The sequence below is a fragment of the Novosphingobium resinovorum genome, from assembly GCF_027922145.1.
Lineage (GTDB): Bacteria > Pseudomonadota > Alphaproteobacteria > Sphingomonadales > Sphingomonadaceae > Novosphingobium > Novosphingobium resinovorum.
Window position 1 is genome coordinate 1 of the sequence record NZ_BSFC01000017.1, and the last position, 16,885, is coordinate 16,885.

15 protein-coding genes are annotated in these 16,885 nt (G+C 65.7%); 2 read left to right on the plus strand and 13 right to left on the minus strand.

Annotation, left to right across the window (positions count from 1 at the left end; all coding sequences use genetic code 11):
* The 4 genes from PKE80_RS09520 to PKE80_RS09535 form a co-directional block, all read right to left on the minus strand.
* A partial coding sequence (locus PKE80_RS09520) for an NAD(P)-binding protein (protein WP_271182296.1) occupies positions 1 to 433 on the minus strand: 433 nt, incomplete at its 3' end.
* A gap of 208 nt (positions 434 to 641) precedes the next feature.
* Positions 642 to 1,616, minus strand: a complete 975-nt coding sequence (gene mmsB, locus PKE80_RS09525) for a 3-hydroxyisobutyrate dehydrogenase (RefSeq protein ID WP_271182297.1) — start codon at positions 1,614 to 1,616, stop codon at positions 642 to 644.
* On the minus strand, positions 1,573 to 2,250 hold the full coding sequence (locus PKE80_RS09530; RefSeq protein WP_271182298.1) for an adenylate kinase: 678 nt from the start codon (positions 2,248 to 2,250) through the stop codon (positions 1,573 to 1,575). The genes mmsB and PKE80_RS09530 overlap by 44 nt, the downstream gene beginning before the upstream one ends.
* 22 nt (positions 2,251 to 2,272) lie before the next feature.
* Positions 2,273 to 3,697, minus strand: coding sequence for an aldehyde dehydrogenase family protein (locus PKE80_RS09535; protein ID WP_271182299.1), 1,425 nt, complete (start codon positions 3,695 to 3,697; stop codon positions 2,273 to 2,275).
* A gap of 135 nt (positions 3,698 to 3,832) precedes the next feature.
* Here PKE80_RS09535 and PKE80_RS09540 point away from each other — a divergent pair, with 135 nt between their 5' ends.
* Entirely contained in the window at positions 3,833 to 4,729 is an 897-nt protein-coding gene (locus PKE80_RS09540) for a LysR family transcriptional regulator (RefSeq protein ID WP_271182300.1), read from the plus strand.
* A gap of 79 nt (positions 4,730 to 4,808) precedes the next feature.
* Here the strand turns inward: PKE80_RS09540 and PKE80_RS09545 are convergent, their stop codons facing one another.
* The 4 genes from PKE80_RS09545 to PKE80_RS09560 are packed head-to-tail and all read right to left on the minus strand — an operon-like array spanning position 4,809 to position 10,681.
* A complete protein-coding gene (locus tag PKE80_RS09545; RefSeq protein WP_271182301.1) occupies positions 4,809 to 5,321 on the minus strand; it encodes a lytic transglycosylase domain-containing protein in 513 nt (170 codons plus the stop codon).
* Positions 5,311 to 8,289 carry a MobF family relaxase gene (gene mobF, locus PKE80_RS09550; RefSeq protein ID WP_271182302.1) on the minus strand — a complete coding sequence of 993 codons (2,979 nt, stop codon included), beginning with the start codon at positions 8,287 to 8,289 and terminating at the stop codon, positions 5,311 to 5,313. Before mobF ends, PKE80_RS09545 begins: the two co-directional genes overlap by 11 nt.
* Entirely contained in the window at positions 8,286 to 10,382 is a 2,097-nt protein-coding gene (locus PKE80_RS09555; protein WP_271182303.1) for a type IV secretion system DNA-binding domain-containing protein, read from the minus strand. The genes mobF and PKE80_RS09555 overlap by 4 nt, the downstream gene beginning before the upstream one ends.
* Positions 10,379 to 10,681, minus strand: coding sequence for a hypothetical protein (locus PKE80_RS09560; RefSeq protein WP_271182304.1), 303 nt, complete (start codon positions 10,679 to 10,681; stop codon positions 10,379 to 10,381). The genes PKE80_RS09555 and PKE80_RS09560 overlap by 4 nt, the downstream gene beginning before the upstream one ends.
* Before the next feature lie 478 nt (positions 10,682 to 11,159).
* On the opposite strand from PKE80_RS09560, the gene PKE80_RS09565 reads away from it, so the two are divergent.
* Positions 11,160 to 11,528 carry a hypothetical protein gene (locus tag PKE80_RS09565; RefSeq protein ID WP_271182305.1) on the plus strand — a complete coding sequence of 123 codons (369 nt, stop codon included), beginning with the start codon at positions 11,160 to 11,162 and terminating at the stop codon, positions 11,526 to 11,528.
* Between the two features lie 93 nt (positions 11,529 to 11,621).
* On the opposite strand, the gene PKE80_RS09570 is transcribed toward PKE80_RS09565, so the two are convergent.
* From PKE80_RS09570 to PKE80_RS09590, 5 genes are all read right to left on the minus strand, one after another.
* Positions 11,622 to 11,987 carry a hypothetical protein gene (locus PKE80_RS09570; protein WP_271182306.1) on the minus strand — a complete coding sequence of 122 codons (366 nt, stop codon included), beginning with the start codon at positions 11,985 to 11,987 and terminating at the stop codon, positions 11,622 to 11,624.
* A gap of 496 nt (positions 11,988 to 12,483) precedes the next feature.
* The gene (locus PKE80_RS09575) at positions 12,484 to 12,804 is read right to left on the minus strand and encodes a DUF736 domain-containing protein (RefSeq protein WP_036528283.1); all 321 of its coding nucleotides are present in this window, start codon (positions 12,802 to 12,804) and stop codon (positions 12,484 to 12,486) included.
* 552 nt (positions 12,805 to 13,356) lie between these two features.
* Positions 13,357 to 14,343 (minus strand): DUF4238 domain-containing protein, encoded by a 987-nt coding sequence (locus tag PKE80_RS09580; protein WP_271182307.1) that lies wholly within the window; start codon positions 14,341 to 14,343, stop codon positions 13,357 to 13,359.
* A gap of 143 nt (positions 14,344 to 14,486) precedes the next feature.
* Positions 14,487 to 14,696 carry a hypothetical protein gene (locus tag PKE80_RS09585; RefSeq protein ID WP_036528285.1) on the minus strand — a complete coding sequence of 70 codons (210 nt, stop codon included), beginning with the start codon at positions 14,694 to 14,696 and terminating at the stop codon, positions 14,487 to 14,489.
* Positions 14,697 to 14,882: 186 nt separating this feature from the next.
* Positions 14,883 to 16,859 carry a ParB/RepB/Spo0J family partition protein gene (locus PKE80_RS09590; RefSeq protein WP_271182308.1) on the minus strand — a complete coding sequence of 659 codons (1,977 nt, stop codon included), beginning with the start codon at positions 16,857 to 16,859 and terminating at the stop codon, positions 14,883 to 14,885.
* Between the last annotated feature and the right edge of the window lie 26 nt (positions 16,860 to 16,885).

Below are 16,885 nucleotides of genomic sequence, written 5' to 3' on the forward strand. Positions count from 1 at the left end.
TTTCCCAGCCGTCGGAGAACTTCTTCGACGGCATGTAGCCCGTCTCTTCGAGCAACGGCAGGTAGCAGTAGGCGTCGTTGTCGCACTGCACGCCGGGGTAGCGGTTCCAGTACCATACGCCGCCGAAACCGCCCGCATGGTCGATGTTGCGCACGTTGGTCACGCCCTGCTTGCGCAAGTGATAGCCCGCAAGGATGCCGGAGAACCCGGCGCCCAGGATCGCCACGTCGATGTCCTCGACCAGCGGCGCGCGCTCGGCGACCGGAGTGAAGGGATCATGGGCATAGTTGTCCGAGAAGTCCCCGGTCGGGCGCACGTACTGCTCGCCGCCCTCGCGGCGCAGGCGCTTGTCGCGCTCGGCGAGGTACTTCGCCTTAAGCGCCGGGATATCGAGTTCGTCCGGCGCGGGCACGTCGGTCTTGAGGCAGGGCATCCGCAGATCACTCTCTTGATGGAGGGGCGCCGCGCTCGTTGTGCGCTGCCCACCACCGCGAATTGCAATCACCCCACCCGTTAATCAACAGTAGTGTTCATTTAGTGGGGCAGATACCGCTCGGGCGAACGATTGCCTGTCCGGCCCCGACATCGTTCTATTCTGAATAACCGCCTTCGGCGCCGTAGCACCGCACCGGCCATTCCCATCACAACGTTGCGAACACGACCCCGAAGTCCTTGTTGGCATTGCCTTGAGCGACCAGCGCCGCGTAGACTTCCTCAGCCTGCTCGCCCATCGGCACAGTCGCATGCACAGCGTGAGCCGCGTCCATCGCGAGCCGCAAGTCCTTCAGCATCAACGCAGCGGAAAAGCCGCCCGCGTACCCGTTGTCGGCCGGGCTCGGCGCACCGATGCCCGGCGCGGGGGTGTAGTCATTGAGCGACCAGCAGTATCCGGTCGACTTGGAACTGATCTCGAAGAACTTCTGCGGATCGAGCCCTGCCTTGGCGGCGAGGGCGAGCGCCTCGCACGTCCCGATCATGTGGATGCCGAGGAGCATGTTGTTGCACATCTTAGCGATCTGCCCGGCGCCGATATCTCCGGCGTGGATGATGGCCTTCGCCATCGGACCCAGCACAGCGCTGGCTCTATCGAAGGCCTCCAGCGAGCCACCGACCATGAACGTCAACGTCCCGCCATTGGCCGCCGCCACGCCCCCGGAAACCGGTGAATCGACCATTTCATACCCCGCCCCGCTCGCCAGTGCGGCAACCTCGCGCGTCGTAGCCAGGTCGATTGTCGAGCAGTCGAGAAAAAGGGCTCCAGCGGGCGCGCTACCGATCACATCCGAGGTGTAGACCGCCTTCACGATTGCGCCGTTCGGCAACATCGTAACGACTGCATCTGCCGCCGTGACGGCATCGCCAATCGCGGAAAATGTGCTGCAGCCGTTAGCCTCCGCCTTGGCCCGCGCATCCGCCGAAAGGTCGAACGCCCGAACGTCGTGTCCGGCCTTGGCAAGGTTGGCTGCCATACCAGCGCCCATGTTGCCCAGGCCGATGAATGCGATCTTCATGCCAATTCCAGTGTGTTCGCGGCGGTGCCGTCTTGTGCGCGTGACTGCGGGTCTTCCTCGATCAATCAGATCGCCGCGCCGTGCGGTCGTCGATGAGGATCGCATCAAGCGATGCCGCCACTTCGCCTACACCCAGCATCCCGTCGATCGTGCGGACCAACCCGCGCGCACGGTAGATTTCGATGATTGGCGCCGTCTTGGTCCTGTACTCGAGCAAGCGCGTGCGCACGACGGTCTCGTTGTCATCCGGTCGACGAACGAACACGTCACTCGAACAGGCGTCACAAAATCCCTCCAGTATCGGCCGTGCGAAGCTGTCGTGATAGCCCCTGCCGCAACCTGCACACGCGAAACGCCCCGAGATACGTTCGACGAGCACGCCCTCGTCCACGCCCAACTCGATGACGTGATCGAGAGTGCGACCACGAGCCGCGAGCAGCTCATCCAGCGAGACCGTCTGGGCCTGGGTCCGCGGGTAGCCGTCGAAGATCGCGCCCGTGCCAGACCCCATTGCGTCGAGTTCATCTCCGATCAGTGCCGAAACCAGCAAATCGGACACCAGTTCTCCACGCTCGATCACCGATTGCGCAACCATGCCGGTAGGAGTCCCCTCACGGATCGCCTTGCGCAGCATGTCGCCGGTCGACAACTGACGCATGGCAAAGCGTTCGACCAGACGCTGTGCCTGCGTCCCCTTTCCCGCACCCGGGGGGCCCAGCAGGATGATGTTTGCGGTCATAGTGTATGCCCGATCCTCTCGTTTAACCTACCAGCGCGATGATGTCCCTGCCGAAGAGCTGCTCGTCCGATGGGATCACCTTGTGCTGCGCCAGCGGCTTCGACACCCAGGTCTCGTTGATGAGGTCGCGCCAGGTGACGTTGTTGTTGGTGCCGTTGCCGCCCCACGAACCGCAGCCCAGCGAGAAGGTCTGGCGCATCCCGTTCCACACGTTGCCCGAGTTGGAGGCCGACTGCGGCTGGTTGACCATCACGCGGCTGGTCTTGGTGCCTTCGGCCAGCTTCATGATGTTGGCGTCGCTCTGCGAATAAATGCCGCAGGAGTGGCCCTGCCCCTGATAGCCCTGGATGGCGTTGGTCAGGCGGATCGCCTCGTCGATGCCCTTGGCGCGGTAGAGCGCCATGGTGACGGTCATCTTCTCGCCGGAGAACTTGTAGTCCGGGCCGTAGCCGGTTTCCGGCACGATGAAGAAGGCAGTGCCCTCAGGGATCGCGAAGCCGGCATAGTCGGCGATGAACTTGGCCGACTGGGCGACGACCTTGGCGTTGATGTGCTCGCCGTCTTCCCAGATCGCGTTCTGCAGCTTGGTCTTGTTCTCACCCTCGATGATGAAGCCGCCCTTGGCCTTCAGCTTTTCGAGCATGGTGTCGTAGATCGCGTCGAGCAGGATCACCGCATTGTCCGACGAGCACGAAGCGGCATAGTCCAGCGTCTTCGACAGCAGGATCTTGGCGGCGGCGTCATCGAGGTCGGCGGTGTCGTCGACGGTGATGACCGCGTTGCCCACGCCCACGCCCAGCGCCGGAGTGCCCGACGAATAGGCCGCCTTGACCATCGGCGTGCCGCCGGTGGCGAGGATGCGGTCGCACTGCTTCATGACTTCGTTGGTCTTTTCGACCGAGGGCTGCTCGATCGGGATCACGAGGTCGGCGGGGGCGCCCATCTTGACCAGTGCATCGCGCATCAGGTTGCAGATCTTGGCGTTGATGAACTTGGCGCGCGGGTGCGGGCAGATGATGATCGAGTTGCGGCCCTTGACCGCGCTGATCGCCTTGATGACCGGGGTGGCCTCGGGGTTGGTCGAGGGCGAGAGCGCACCGATCACGCCGACCGGCTTGGCCAGCTTGACGATGTTGCGCTCGGGGATCTCGTCAATCACGCCGACCGACTTGTCGTCGATGATGTCGTAGAGGGTGGCGCGGGTCTTGACCGAAATCTTCTTGAACTTGCCCTCGTAGTTGCCGAGCTGCGTCTCTTCCACGGTCTCGCGGGCGATTTCCTCGTCCATGCCGGGCTTGCACACGGCGTAAACCATGCCGCGGATCCAGGTGTCGACCTGCTCCTGCGTAGCGTTCTCGATCTGCGCCTGCGCGGCGCGCGAACGGGCGACCAGTTCGGCGACTTCGGCGGCGACGGGGGTTTCGGCGATCAGTTCGGCAGTGGCCATGGCAATATCCTTCATCCCAGCGCTGGCCACGCCAATGCCAATAGTGGCAGCGGCCGACAGCAATAGTTTGAACTCTCCCTAACGAGCGTGCGATGTTGCAGGCAAACTGCATTTGTGCGACCACTACCTGCATATATGCAGGTATCAGACTGGAACGACTATCAGACCTTTCTCGCCATCGCCCGCGAGGGTCAGATGGCACGTGCAGCGCGAAGCATGGGTATCGATGCCACCACGGCCGGACGTCGCCTGCGAAGGCTCGAGGCCCGTATGGGCCAGATCCTGTTCGAACAGACGCGCGAGGGTCAGGTGCTTACGGAGGCAGGCGAAGCACTTCTCGCCCATGTGGAAACCATGGCCCTCGCGGCGGGAAGCATTGCGTCCCTTGCAACAAGCGGAGGCGGCCCCGCAGGCACCTTGCGGATCAGCGTGTCCGAGGGCTTCGCATCTTGGTTCCTGGCACCGCGCCTGTCGGCATTCGCGGACCTCTACCCTAACATCATTGTCGATCTCGTCGCGAGCAGCAGCTATCTGAACCTGTCGAGGCGTGAAGCAGACATGGCGATCTATCTTTCGCGTCCACAGGCCGGACCGCTTGTCGCCCGCAAGCTCACGCCGTACCGGCTTGGCCTCTATGCAAGCGACAGATATCTTGCCGAGCATGGTGTGCCCGCCGACCTCGGGGAACTGACGGCCCATCGCCTCGTTGGCTACATCCCGGATCTTCTCACAGCGCCCGAGCTGCGCTACGCGGACGAGATCCATCCCCAGCTCAAGGTCTCCCTGAGATCGAGCAGCATCAACTCCCAGTATGCGATGGTTTCAGGCGGTGCCGGAATAGGGATCTTGCCATGTTTCATCGGCGACGTGGCGCCCGGACTGTCCCGCATCGTTCCGGAATGCAGCCTCGAGCGCGCCTTCTGGCTCGTGACCCACAGGGAAACTCAGCAACTTGCAAAAGTCCGTGCATTCGGGGCCTGGCTTCAAGCCGTTCTCGACGGCGGCGGTGCAGCGCGTCTTGTCGGCCGCTGAACGCATGCCCCGGTGACCCGAAACCGCAGAGCCTCGGACGAGCGCCAGTCAGGGCGCTCGGCAATATGTTTCCCTGCTACTACCGTCCGAAGACGGCCTCGCCAAACCGGCGGCGCAGGTGCAACGCCACGCTTCCGGCATAGCGCCGCTGCCGCCAGAGCGTTGGACTGTGGTAGATTCCGACAGCCTTCCAGTAGTCCCCGCTCGCTGCAAGTCCGGACAGGAATATCCAGCGCGCCGCCTGGACATTGAAGCACGGATCGCTGGACAGCCATGTCCGGACTTCGTGCTGCGACCGTCTCGTTAGCTTTGCAAGACGCGGTATCCACGAGCTGTTCACCTGAAGCGGCCCAAGGTCCTGGGTGCCGTTGGAATTTTCGATCCGCGCTCCGAGCCATCCTGCTTCCTGGTCACGCAGGCCCCAAAGTGTTCTTTCCAGCCAGACCTTGCCGGTTGCCGCTTCCCGGATACATATCCCGATCCTGGCCTCGTGTTCGATAGGTGGCACGGGCCTCGCATGCACGTCGCACGTCCGCACGAAGGCAATCGCTGCCATAAGCAGCGCTGCGACCACGATCCGATCAGCGTTCATGGCTGTCTCCTCCGGAACGCGGTGCGGCAAGCGACCGGTCCGGCTTGCCGCCAGCTGACTGGCGCTCGGATTCTCCGGCATTAAGATTTTTATCGTCGGGGCCGCGATGGCGATCGGCGGCGGCTCTCAGCCATCTGTCGATGATCTGCACAATCGAGTGCGCGTCTTCGGCGAGACGGATCGGCACGTCGCTGCGCTGTGAGCCGGCCGCCACCGGGCCGCTTCGGTTTACGACGGCGCCGCGCTCGCGCCTTTGCGCGATCTGGCTCTCGCGAATCCGGGCTAAACGTTCATGATGACGCTCGGCCCGGGCCGCGGCGCTGTCCCGGCCGATGCGGCCCAGCCCTTCGATCCCGGAGGTCTTCTCGCCGGATCTGCGCAACAGACGATCGACCAGACGATCACGGTCCTCGGTCCACAGCTTCGCACCGAACCGCGCCCGCGTGATCGCGGTGTAAAAGTTCTGTCCGGTCACGAGAGGGGACGCGACCGGCGCGAGCACGAAGACCCGGTCGTAGGTCTTCGACTGGGCAGAATACACCGTCTCGCAATAGCCATGGTCCCAGGTCCTGTGCACGGAAAGATCGAGATCCTGCACCCGCGCATCGCGATCCCACCGGATCGTCGCGATCGTTCCATCGATCCGCTCGACCGTGCCGCGCTCCGCGTTTCGGATACCAAGTTCGTGGTTCACGAGGCGCCACTGGATACGGTCTCCGCCGGCAAGATTACGGACATCTTCCTTGAAGACGTTGATCCGCGACGCTCGGCCAAGGCGCGGGTCCCAGTCGATCCGGCGCCCCTTTTCGTCCACCAGAGTGACCACTTGGCGTCCCCGCCCGTTCCGGCCGGCACTCTGGACGCGGTACTCGGCGTCCCGTGCGATGCCGAGACCCAAGTCGTCGCGCGAGAATACGACGACTTGTCCGCGGGTGTAGAAGCGTGCGAAGTGCTTCTCTTGCGCGGTCATGCCGGCCGGAGAAAGTATCGCGAGCCGGGTTTCTTCCGCAGCGACAGCGCCCTCGACCTTCAGCGTCTCGCGTACCTTGGAATTGACGATCAGACGGGTAGCGTTCTCCAGTACGAGCATGTTGGTCCGAGCGCGGTTCTCCGGTCTCAGCCGCGTCCATTCCCCTACCATCGCCTTGGCAAGCTCCTCGTTTGTGCCGCCGCTCCTCACGGCATCGAGATTGTTGAGGGAGCCCGCGTAATCGCGGCTGCGGGCAAGCGTAACCGCCCGGGTAATTTTGTCGTTTTCCTGGCGCACTGCCGATCTGAGATGCGCGCTGGATAGTCCGAGCCGGAGCATGAGCCAGAAGGGCTTGCCCTGTTCGATCGGTCCGGTCTGGTGGGTGTCGCCAAGGAACATCAGTCGCGCGCCGGTTGCGCGGCTAATCTCAAGAAGACGAACGGCCTGCCGGTTCCCGAGCTGTCCGGCTTCGTCCACGATAAGGGCATGATCCTCGCCGAGCGACCTGCCTCCGGTCGCCAGAAGGCTCGCCACCGTGCGCGATTCTATACCAGCCCGATTTCCGAGTTCCGCTGCAGCGGACGATGTCGGAGCCAGCGCAACAAGGGTAGTGCGAGCACCGGCAGCCTCGCGCAGCGCCGCGACCAGGGTGGATTTTCCCGAACCGGCGACACCGTGTAGCCCGGTGACCCTGTCCGTAGACAGACCAAGATGGTCTAGCGCAAGGCGCTGCTCCGGCGTCAGTCCATGCCTGGCCCCGGCAACGCCGAGCGCCTCTCTCGCGGCGATGGGTTTCGCGTCGCCGAGCGCCAGGACGAGATGGTCCGCCAGCGCGAGTTCAAGCCGCACCGTGGCGCGAGATGTCCGCCCGCGGGTATGAACTTCGTCGCCAGTCGGGTGACGCACCGCGAGAACCTTGTGCCTGCACTCATGCTCCCGCGCCAGTGGATGAACGTCGTCCAGCCGCACTTCCCCCACGTGCGACGCGAGCGCTGTTTTCAGAAGGCGTCCCAGGTTGTTGACCGCTTCGCTACCTTCCGACTGGCGCAGCCCGAACAGCATTGCCCGTGCCGCCAGCATGGGCTCGACCGCAACCTCGCGGGGTGAAATCTTGTCGGCCTCCGCCCTGGTATGGTGAACCTGCTCGGCATGTGGACCAAGACGGCCGCGCCAGCGCTCATGCAGGGCCTCAAGCGAGACTTTCTCCTTGGCGCCGCGCGTCTCGTAGAAAGACTTGCGCCGCGCTGCTTGCCCTTCAAGGCCATGCTCCCGGGCATGGGCATCGATCTGCGCGGAGCGGCGCGACATGTCCGCGATCAGGTCCTTGGGAACCCCGCGGATTTCGAACAGGCCCTTGCGCGGATCGAAGTCGACTTCATATCCCCGCTCGCGAAGGAGGTGCGCAAGCTCATTGCGGTACACCTGACCTGCCACCATCTGTTCGGCGTACATCGCCCTGGTCTCGAGGCTGGCGAACCTGTCGCCGCTGCGCTCGCTGGTCACGTTGAGCACGACCACGTGCGTATGAAGATGCGGGTCGAGCTCCCGGCTCGCGTGCTCGGAGAAGCGCGCGAAGAGCAGCCGGCCGGTCGTCTTCTCGGTGACCTCGCCATCGATCCGGCGGCGTAGCGCGGCGTGTTCCTCGAGATAGACAAGGGCGCGCGTCACCGCTTGCTCATGGGCCTCTATTATCCCCCCGTCGCCGGCAACCAGAGCCATGATCGACACCGATTTCGGGGCGTTCACGGCGAAGTCCCAGCCGGGGTGGTGCTGACGCGATCCGTCTGCCAGAAGCCGTCCGAGCTGCTGGCCGGCAACACGGCCCGCGAGCAAGTCGCGCAAGACCCCCGGGTCGACCTTGCCTTCCAGGTGAAGGTCAGCGGCGATCGCGCCTCCCCACTCGGAATGTTCGCCCGCCCCCTTCGAATAATAGTCGCCGATGGCGTAGTAGCGGGCGATATTGCTCGCCGAGCCCTTGAGGCGGCGCGGGTGGATCATGCGGGCCTCGCGGCATTTCGCGCCCCGCCGTGGCGGCCATGCTGGTGCAGACGGAAACCAGCCGGCCGCCCCAGAAGCTCTATCGACGAAGAAGCGGCGGCTCCATCCCCGCCCTGCCGCGCACCATCGCCGACTGTGCTCTCGGCATCGACCGCAGCTGGATGCGAGGAGAACTCCTCGGTCGATGGGTCGCCAGGCATCGATGGTGCGGGTTCGCCGCGTTCTTCCTCGCGTGGGGCCTCAACTGGTTCCTGTGACAGCGGCGCGGCCGCGCTAGGCTCAACCCACCCGCCACAGCCGGAGCCGTCCAGCGGCACCGGATCCTTGTGATCCGGGGGTGCCGACAGCATGCGTGTCGCCACCGCAAGGCGGACTGGAGGTGTATCGCGTTCCTCGAATGCCTCCGCGATCGAAGCCACGGTGTTGTAGCTGTCCTCGAACCGTACGACCGGCAGGCTCCGCCCGAAGCGCAGATAACCGGAGAGATTGGGCAGGTTGGTCACTTCCGTCGGCATGACGAGGGGCCTCGTGACCTGCATGCGTGAGAGGTTCACGCCGTCGCGCATGTCGTTCACCCCGTAGGACATGCCCTCGTTGGCTTCGACTTGCTCGACCTGGCCCAGATTTTCGGAAACGTGCCTGGCAGTCGGGGTGTCGTTGGCCCGCAATGCCACCCACGTCGAGCAGTACCCGGTAATCGCGGCGGCATCCTGTAGGCCGTAAGTCGCCTCGAGCTGGGGGTACGACTGGAAGCCGAGAATGCCGCAGCCGCCGTACTTGCGCGCGCGGGCCAGGAAGTCCGACAGCGACGGCAGCTTCTGCAGGGTCGGCAGTTCATCGATCACGCAGTACAGGCGCCGGTTGCGGTCGGGCGTGAGGCTCATGATCGCGCTTATGGCGATGTCGAGCCACACCGTGATTAGCGGGCGCAACGAGGGAAGCTGGTCGGCCTTGACGGTGATGAACAGCCAGCTGTCGCCCTCCTCGTCGGAGACCCAGTCGCGGATGGACAAGCCGTCCGCGGTGTCGTCGAGGTAGGCGAAGCTGCGCATCACCGAGGCAAGCTCGGCCTGTATGCCGGCGCTGGTGCGTTCGCCTTCGGTCGAGATGAACGCCGAGGCCTCGGTCCCGGCAGCGAAGGCGGCAAGCTCCTTCAGCTTGGACCGCACAAGCGTGTCGAGCAGGATCGAGACCAGCATGCGCTCCTGCGCCGCGAGCTTGCGCAGGACCGCGACCAGCGTGCCGCGAGCGGCCTTGGCCCAGAAGGGATCGCCGGACTTGTCGGGGATCGTCGATTCCGCGATCTGCTCGTAGTGATACTCGCGCGGCACATCGACCCACGGCGACCAGCCGTCTGCGCGGGCGTCGAGCGGGTTCAGCAGAACGTCGATGCCGGGCCGATAGAACTTCTCCACAAACGTCCCGGCCGTGTCATAGACGATCGCGCGGCGGCCGCGCTGGCGGATGCCGCCCAGCATCTTGACGATGATGTTGGTCTTGCCGGTCCCGGGCGCCCCGCACAGCAGGATGTGCTCGGGCTCGAAGGCGTCGGGCACGTCGACCCCGCCGATCGCGAAGCTGCCTCGCGCATGGCGCCAGAGGGCACGGCGCACCTGCCGGACCGTGCCGAAATGGGCGCCGCGCAGGAACTGGTTCGATCCCAGGCCCCGCCCCGTCCGGGTAAAGTAGAACCAGGCCCAAGCCAGCATTGCCAGGGCAAAGATGCCCGAGAACCCCGCACCGTACAGGAGATGGGTCTCGAACGCGGCGAGCGTACGGCGGGCGATGTCCGACTCCAGCAGATCGCGCGGAGAGGTCCAGTACTGCAGCCCGCTGGGGGTGCGGAAGAGGACCGGCGTCACATTGCCCGGAACCGCGTCCCCCATGAGGATGGCCTGCCCGAGCTTGACGAGAACGAAGCGCTCGTACTCACTCGACTTCTCGAGGGCGTACCAGATGATCCCGCCGATCCAGACGACGAAGCAGGCCAGAACGGTCTGGTAGAATACCTGCGTGGTCATGCGCACATTGTGGACGATAGCCTGTCCACCGCGTGTCCACGAGCCGAGCGTATCGTGCCGGAAGATGCTCATGAACGGTCCTGCGCGGGATCGAGCAGCCCCCTGTCGTCAAGCAACCGGCGCGCCTGGGCCTGCCCCTTGCGCAGGAGATCGGGCGAGCGCTCGCCGACCGATGTGGCGAGGATCGCCAGGGTCTGGATCACGCTCGCGTGGACTTCGTCGAAGCGCGCATGGTAGCCCGAAGGATCGCGCCCCTCGAAACGCTCCAGGACACTGCGGCAGTACGTTGCCGTCCCCTGCCCGGCGACGAGCGCCTGGCCTGCGAGGTGCGCATAGAGCTCGTCGTCTATGCGAATGGTGATACGTGCCAAGCGGCGGACTCCTTGGTCCGGCTCGCCAGTTTGGTGATGAAGCCTCACCATACTACCGGTATGACGCATCGATCTCAAGCGTTCATGAAAACTGCCGCCGGCTGCCAAAAAGTGCCAATCCGCATCAGTGGCTTGGTTGATCGGGATCGCCGCGCGGCAGCCGGTATGACGCGTAGTTTGCGGAGCGGCAGCCGCTGCGCGCCGCCCCGTGAACACACGCATTCCGGCCGATTCGCGCCCGCAGCACCCGTGCGTACGGTGCATTACTTTTCGCCTCCGGCGTGCGTCCCCCTCCCGCAGTGCGCTTCGCGACTGCGCCTATCGGTCAAAGTGACGGTGCCACTTCCTTCAGGCCGCTTTCTTCGTCTTCGTTTCCAGGCGCGCGGCAAATCCCGATCCGGGCGATTGCCATCCCACCACCGGTCTGGAATAGTGGTGCCGGCGGGATGACCTCCTTCGAAGCGAAGGAGATATGACGATGCCCAGGATGACTGACCGTGAGCGGCTCGCGAAGATCGAGGCCGATCAGCGCACACTTGCCGGGGAAGCCGAGACGGTACGCCTCAGTGTGCGCGCCAGCTACGCTGCACTGGTGAGCGACCTACCGGTGGAACGCCTGAGCGAGCGCGAGTTCCGCGACGTTCTTGCCCATGCAGTCCGCGTGGGAGGGGCAGAGGCAATCACAGCGATGAAGGCCATATCACGGGATGATGGATCGCCCGCTCCGTCTTCGGTGCGTGCGGCAGCGAGCAGGAAACCTGCCCTGACGGAGGGGGCGACAACAGCCAGGACCGGTGCTGGCGCAGTCGACAACACGGCGCATGCCCCCGGCGATGCCGCGGCCTGAGTGCCATCGGACGACCTTCCGGCATCAACGCGGCGGTGCCCTCGTTCCGACACCGCCGCGTTCCTGTCCAAGCCCAGGTCCAGGTCCCGCAGCCTAGCCCAACCCTGACCAGGCCTCCCGGGCAGAGCATTCGCTTTCCCAGTCCCACCGCGCGATCAGGTCCTGCGCCCGACCCTCGCCATCGACGATGCTCACCGCCGTGTACCAGGTGCCCTGCAGCCTGCCGATGACTGCCACCCTGTCGTGCTGCGCATCCGCGTCCTCCTCGTCCTCGCATGTCCCGAGCCAGCGTTCGTCGATCCGTGCGTCCCACAGAAAGTCGCGCTCCTCCGCATCCAGGTAGTGCTGCGCAAGTGCTTCGCCCGCGCCCGCGCCGAACTCGGCGTCGAGCCCCGCCACGAGCGCGCCGAACACGCGGTTGTCAGCCGAACCGCGCTGCGCCGAATGAAAAATGGTCATGATGGCCTCCACAAGTTTCGCGTCCCCGCGAACCGAGGACAGGTCCTTGCGGATGGCCGGGAAAGCGGCTGTCAGGGCCGCACCGGCGTCAGCCGGGGCGCCGCGAAGCGGCGGCGGAGGAGCCGATTTTGTCGCAGACACTCAAACAGACTCGCGTGCGCAGCACGCTCATTGCCTGCGGCAAAATTGGAGGTGCCGCCGGCCTTGCACAGCCGCTGACCCGGCCGTCACACTTGGACTTGCCGAGCCGAGCCCCACCCTCTCGGCAGGGCTCCCACCTCGCGCAGCAGATCCCGCAACGCTGCCGCATCGCACGTCCGGTGTTGTCCCAATCGGCCGGGCGTCTTCCGCTTCGCGCTCCAAGGAGCGGATGCCCGCGCACCGGGAAGAGGATGCGCTTGGGCTGCTCATCGCCGGACCGGCCACACGGCAGCGGCGCCCGCATCCTTTGCGGCAAGGCCCCCGCGCCGGGATCGACGCGGGGGGAGCGGCAGGGTCAGTCGGCCGGGTTCCAGATGATCGCGAAGGCGTCGTCGTCGTCCTGTCCGGCGGCGCGGCCCAGGTTGGCGTAGAGGCGGCGCGGTCCGAACTCCGGAGCGGCGAGACTGAGCGAGACATAATCGTTGCCCGAGCTCTCGGCGCGGCGCAGCCACCCTGCCCCCACTTCGGCGCCGCCGGAGCGGACCAGGTAGTCGGGCTGGGTATCGCCTGCCTTGCGCGAGTTGGGGGCGATCTCGATGTCGGCGCGGATCGAGAGGGTGCGAAGCTGGCCCTTGAAGCCGCGACCTTCACGTGTGACGAAACCGATGGCGGGCATGGTGTTTCTCCTTGGATGATGTCGCTCGAACCATTTCCGGGCGATGGGCAGACCGCGAGGGACGGGACCAGCGGTCCGGCTAACCGGCAGGCCGAAGCGTCAGCGAAGGACCGGAGCCCGAAGGCTTATTTGAGGCGCTCAGCGCCGCCGCGAGGAGCCCGCTTGCGGGCGGGGAAATAAGCCGAAGGGCGATGGTTTGGCCGGACCGCGACCGTCCCAGGTCGATGCCCCTGCAGCCGGGAATGCGTCGGGGCGTCGTTCCTTGCGGAGCAACACCGTTGCCGAGCGGACGCGCGCACGAGCAGTCGCGGCCACAAGGCCGCCACCTCTCGTTCCACCTGCGGACGAGTCCGAAGCCCCCGGGCAGGATGGCGGCGACAGATCGAAGCACGGGCCGCTCCGGCGTTGCTGTGGGGGCGAGGCGCTCGCGGCGGCGAGCCGGCAAACGGTACCTCGAGCCATGCACCGCCGCTCCCGGGTTCGGACCGCGCCGACCGGCGACGCCCATAGGCCAATGGACTGCGCAGGGACGCCGGTCGCAATCCAGGTGGATCAGATCCCGGGGCGCGCGCGCCGCTGTCTCAGGACGACCCTGGCAATGCTGAGGCCGCCGCCCTCGTATCGCAAGTTGCTGGTCTCGGCCTCGAGGCGAAAATGCGCGTTCCTCTCGAGGAAATCACCGACCCAGGGCCGGTCCAGCGAAGCGAAGACAAGGTCCTCGGCGCAGCCGACAATCAGCCGGTTCACAGCCATCGCCTCCTGCCGGGAAATCTCTCTTCGGCGGTAGCGAAAATCCGAAAAGCGTCCATCGCGATGCGATGGCAGGGAACCTGGCGATACCCGGCGCGGGTGGATGCGAATGGCGAGTCGCGGCGTCAGCGGCACGACCCGGTTCGCGACCATCGGATCGGGCGTCGCCTCGACCGCCACTGGAAAGTCGCTGGTGAAGAAGGGTGTGTCGTCATGGCCGTTGAGCAGGATATCCCACGCGCAGTTGCCGAAGAAGCCAAGCAACCTGAGAAGACTCGCGATGCCTATCGCCTGCGGATACTTGGGATCTGTTTCGCACAGGAGATGTCCCTCCTCGACAAGCTGCGCGATCGACATTTCGCGCAGCGCGGGCGGCAGTTCCGGGGGCGGCGCGGACAACAGTCCCGCCTCTTCCATGAGGGCCATCTCAAGCTTCAGCCGAGAGTTCATCGGCTCGGTGCCAAGCCGCATCCCACCCGGCGAGCAGGTCATGACGTAGGAGAGGAACCCCGCGATCACGCGGACGTGTCCGGGAAGGATCGGCCCGGCTCGCAGGGCGGTGCAGGCGGCGTTGTAGCCTGGCTCCACCGATTTCAGGAACTCCTCGACGAGGCGGGGTTCGGGCAGGAAGGCATTGGTGCTGCCTTCTTCGATCCGGCAGACGTCCTCTGAGCCGCAGGGGAAACGCTTTCCGCTGGACTTGCTGAACCCGTACATCTTGCGGCCGCCCAGCGACGAGGCATAGAAGTTCTTCAGATGCACCTGGGAGACGAAATGATCCCTTGCCATCGCGCTCTTGCCTGCCTGAACTCATGCGGCAAAAAGCCGCACCGAGGTTTGCCATCATGCTGCGTCGATCGCTGACTGGCGAGTATCCGTGCTCAGTTCTCCACGGTCTTCAGCGATGTTCGGGGCGCATCGGCTGCGCCAGATCAGCGGCGGCGAATGACCATCCGCGTCTCGCCGCACAGGCTGCATTCGTCCTTGCTGAGTTCGAAGCCGTTGGAACCGGCAAGTTCGCGCACCGCGTGGTCGGCATGGTGCAGGACGCTGAGCCCGAGGGTATCCGTCAGGCAGGCATCGCAGACCGGCTCGGGCGCGAGGCGCACCACGAGTTTCTCGACTTCCTGAAGTATCGTCACTGGCGCTGACCCCCGTCAGAGCGGGCCGTGCCACCTGCCCGCTGCGCGTGCAACGACAAACCGCTCCGCGCCTGCGGGCAGGGGCCGAATACCGGCACTTGCCCGCAGGCGCGGAGCGCGAATTTTCCCCACCCGCATGACCTGAAAGGGAACCGGGACGGCGCCGTGCCGCCCCGGTTCCTGCGTTCATGCCGCGAGGCGATCGTCCCCGTCCTGCGGCGCATCTTCGCCTTCGGCGGTCTTCAGGAGTTCGGCATCGTCGCCCGCCGTCTCGACAGGTCGCTCCTCGAACGCCGCGCTGCGTTCCGCCAGCGCCCGGGCATGCGCGGCAACGGTCCCGACCCCGCCGCGCGCCGTATAGGCCGTTGGCGGGAACGCCATCCAGCGCGGCACCCAGCCCTCGCGCTTCGCGCGCCCACCCGCGCCCGCGAGGTGATCGCGGATGATGGCTTTCAGGGTCTTGGTCTTCTCCCCGGCATTGGCCGTGGCGACGAGCGGCCCGGCGACTTCCCCGACCATCGCGAGCAGCACTTCGCGGTCGCGCAAGGTGTCGAGGAACGCCTCGTCGGCCTCCCACCAGTTCGCCGGATCGACGCCGATCTGGGTGCCCACCGCTTCCACTGCCGCGCTTCCCGCCGCGAGCGTCTCGCCCATGACCACGGCGAGGATGTCGAGCACTTCGCCATCGCCGAGCGCCAGCAACCGCGCGAACGCACCGCACAGGCCCGAGGAACCGCCACCGGTCATGGTCGGCTCCTCTTCGCCGAAACCGGCAATCGTGAGGCAGGCACGCCGACCCTTGTCGAAGACCGCCTCGGCCCGGCTTTCGTCGAGGCTTTCGCGCAAGGCATCGCTGCGCGCCGCCTGCGGTTCGACACCGACCCGCCACAAATGCGAACCGCAGATGGCATGGGCGACCATCAGCCTCAGCGCCGTGCCGGGGTGGTCGAGCAGCGCGGCGCGTACGGCGGCATGGCGATGCAGGTCCACATAGACCTGCGTGACCGAGGTCAGTTCGGGCCGCGCGACCTTCGAGGATCCACCCTCGCCTCCCCGTTCGGCGGTGCGCTGCAGCCGCGCGGCTTCCCTGCGGTCGAGATATCCCTCGTGGACGATGACCTCGCCGTTCCCGCGCACGTCGATATAGACCCGTCCGCCCTTTCGCTTCGCGGCCTTCTCGTATTCCCATTCGTGGAAATGGGTGTCGGGACCGACGACGATGGCGTCCGCCCATCCGGCCTCCAGCGTATCGGTGCGGCGCGCCTCGACGGCCTCGTTCTGCGCGGCCCAGAATGCCTGCGTATCGGCGAAATAGCTGTCCTCGCCGAACAGGTCGGCGATCGTGGCAAGCCCGCTCGCGGCGACGTCGAACAGGGCATGGCGCACCGGGACAGACTGCCCGCCGAACAGCCAGCCCTTGAGCTGATAGCCGCGCGGCGCATAGGCGTCCGGGTCTTCGGCCAGCGCCAGCCATGCCTTCTGCTGGCTCTTGGAGGCAAGCGTGAGATGCCGCACGGTCGCCGCGTCGATCTGCTCGCGTCGATAGAGGTCGCGGATGCGCGGAAGGAGGTTTCCGAGCGCGAGCACGCGCCGGACCGCAAGGTCGGGCAGACCGAAGGTCGCGGCGATATCCTCGGGCCTGCGTCCCTCGCGGATCAGGCGGGTGAAGCATTCCCAGCGGCTGACCTCGTCGGGATCGAGGCGCGCGATGTTCTCGATCAGCGAAGCTTCGATGGCGGAAGCATCGTCGCCCTCATCGAGGATCGCACAGGGCAGCTGCGCGGCGTCGGCGACCGGATCGCAGGCTTCTGCCGAGGACTGCGGGTCGTTGGCGACTGCCGTCGCGGCCGCAGCGATAGCGGCCTCTTCGCCGGTTTCTCCACTGGCGTCGCCGCCACTCTGTGCGCCGAGCGCGCCACCGGCCTCGATGCGGCGCTCGCCCGCGACAATCTGCGCCGCGTGGAAGCGGCGCGCACCCGCCACGATTTCGAAGCCGGGCGAAGCCTCGCCGCCGTTTCGGCAGGGCCGCACGATCAGCGGTTGCAGGACGCCGCGTGCGCGGATGGTGGGGAGGATATCGGAAACGTCGGGAGCCTTGCGGGCATGGCGCATATTCGCCTTGCTGACGCACAGGTTGTCGAGAGGGATGAATTCGAGTTTCATGGGTCTGCTCCTTGTGAGCGGCCGGT

Excerpts from the sequence above, each read along its gene's own strand:
- mmsB (WP_271182297.1), bottom strand. The coding sequence starts at position 1,616 with ATGCGATCCTCATCGACGACCGCACGGCGCGGCGATCTGATTGATCGA.
- PKE80_RS09530 (WP_271182298.1), bottom strand. The coding sequence starts at position 2,250 with ATGACCGCAAACATCATCCTGCTGGGCCCCCCGGGTGCGGGAAAGGGG.
- PKE80_RS09535 (WP_271182299.1), bottom strand. The coding sequence starts at position 3,697 with ATGGCCACTGCCGAACTGATCGCCGAAACCCCCGTCGCCGCCGAAGTC.
- PKE80_RS09540 (WP_271182300.1), top strand. The coding sequence starts at position 3,833 with ATGCAGGTATCAGACTGGAACGACTATCAGACCTTTCTCGCCATCGCC.
- PKE80_RS09545 (WP_271182301.1), bottom strand. The coding sequence starts at position 5,321 with ATGAACGCTGATCGGATCGTGGTCGCAGCGCTGCTTATGGCAGCGATT.
- mobF (WP_271182302.1), bottom strand. The coding sequence starts at position 8,289 with ATGATCCACCCGCGCCGCCTCAAGGGCTCGGCGAGCAATATCGCCCGC.
- PKE80_RS09555 (WP_271182303.1), bottom strand. The coding sequence starts at position 10,382 with ATGAGCATCTTCCGGCACGATACGCTCGGCTCGTGGACACGCGGTGGA.
- PKE80_RS09565 (WP_271182305.1), top strand. The coding sequence starts at position 11,160 with ATGCCCAGGATGACTGACCGTGAGCGGCTCGCGAAGATCGAGGCCGAT.
- PKE80_RS09570 (WP_271182306.1), bottom strand. The coding sequence starts at position 11,987 with ATGACCATTTTTCATTCGGCGCAGCGCGGTTCGGCTGACAACCGCGTG.
- PKE80_RS09575 (WP_036528283.1), bottom strand. The coding sequence starts at position 12,804 with ATGCCCGCCATCGGTTTCGTCACACGTGAAGGTCGCGGCTTCAAGGGC.
- PKE80_RS09580 (WP_271182307.1), bottom strand. The coding sequence starts at position 14,343 with ATGGCAAGGGATCATTTCGTCTCCCAGGTGCATCTGAAGAACTTCTAT.
- PKE80_RS09590 (WP_271182308.1), bottom strand. The coding sequence starts at position 16,859 with ATGAAACTCGAATTCATCCCTCTCGACAACCTGTGCGTCAGCAAGGCG.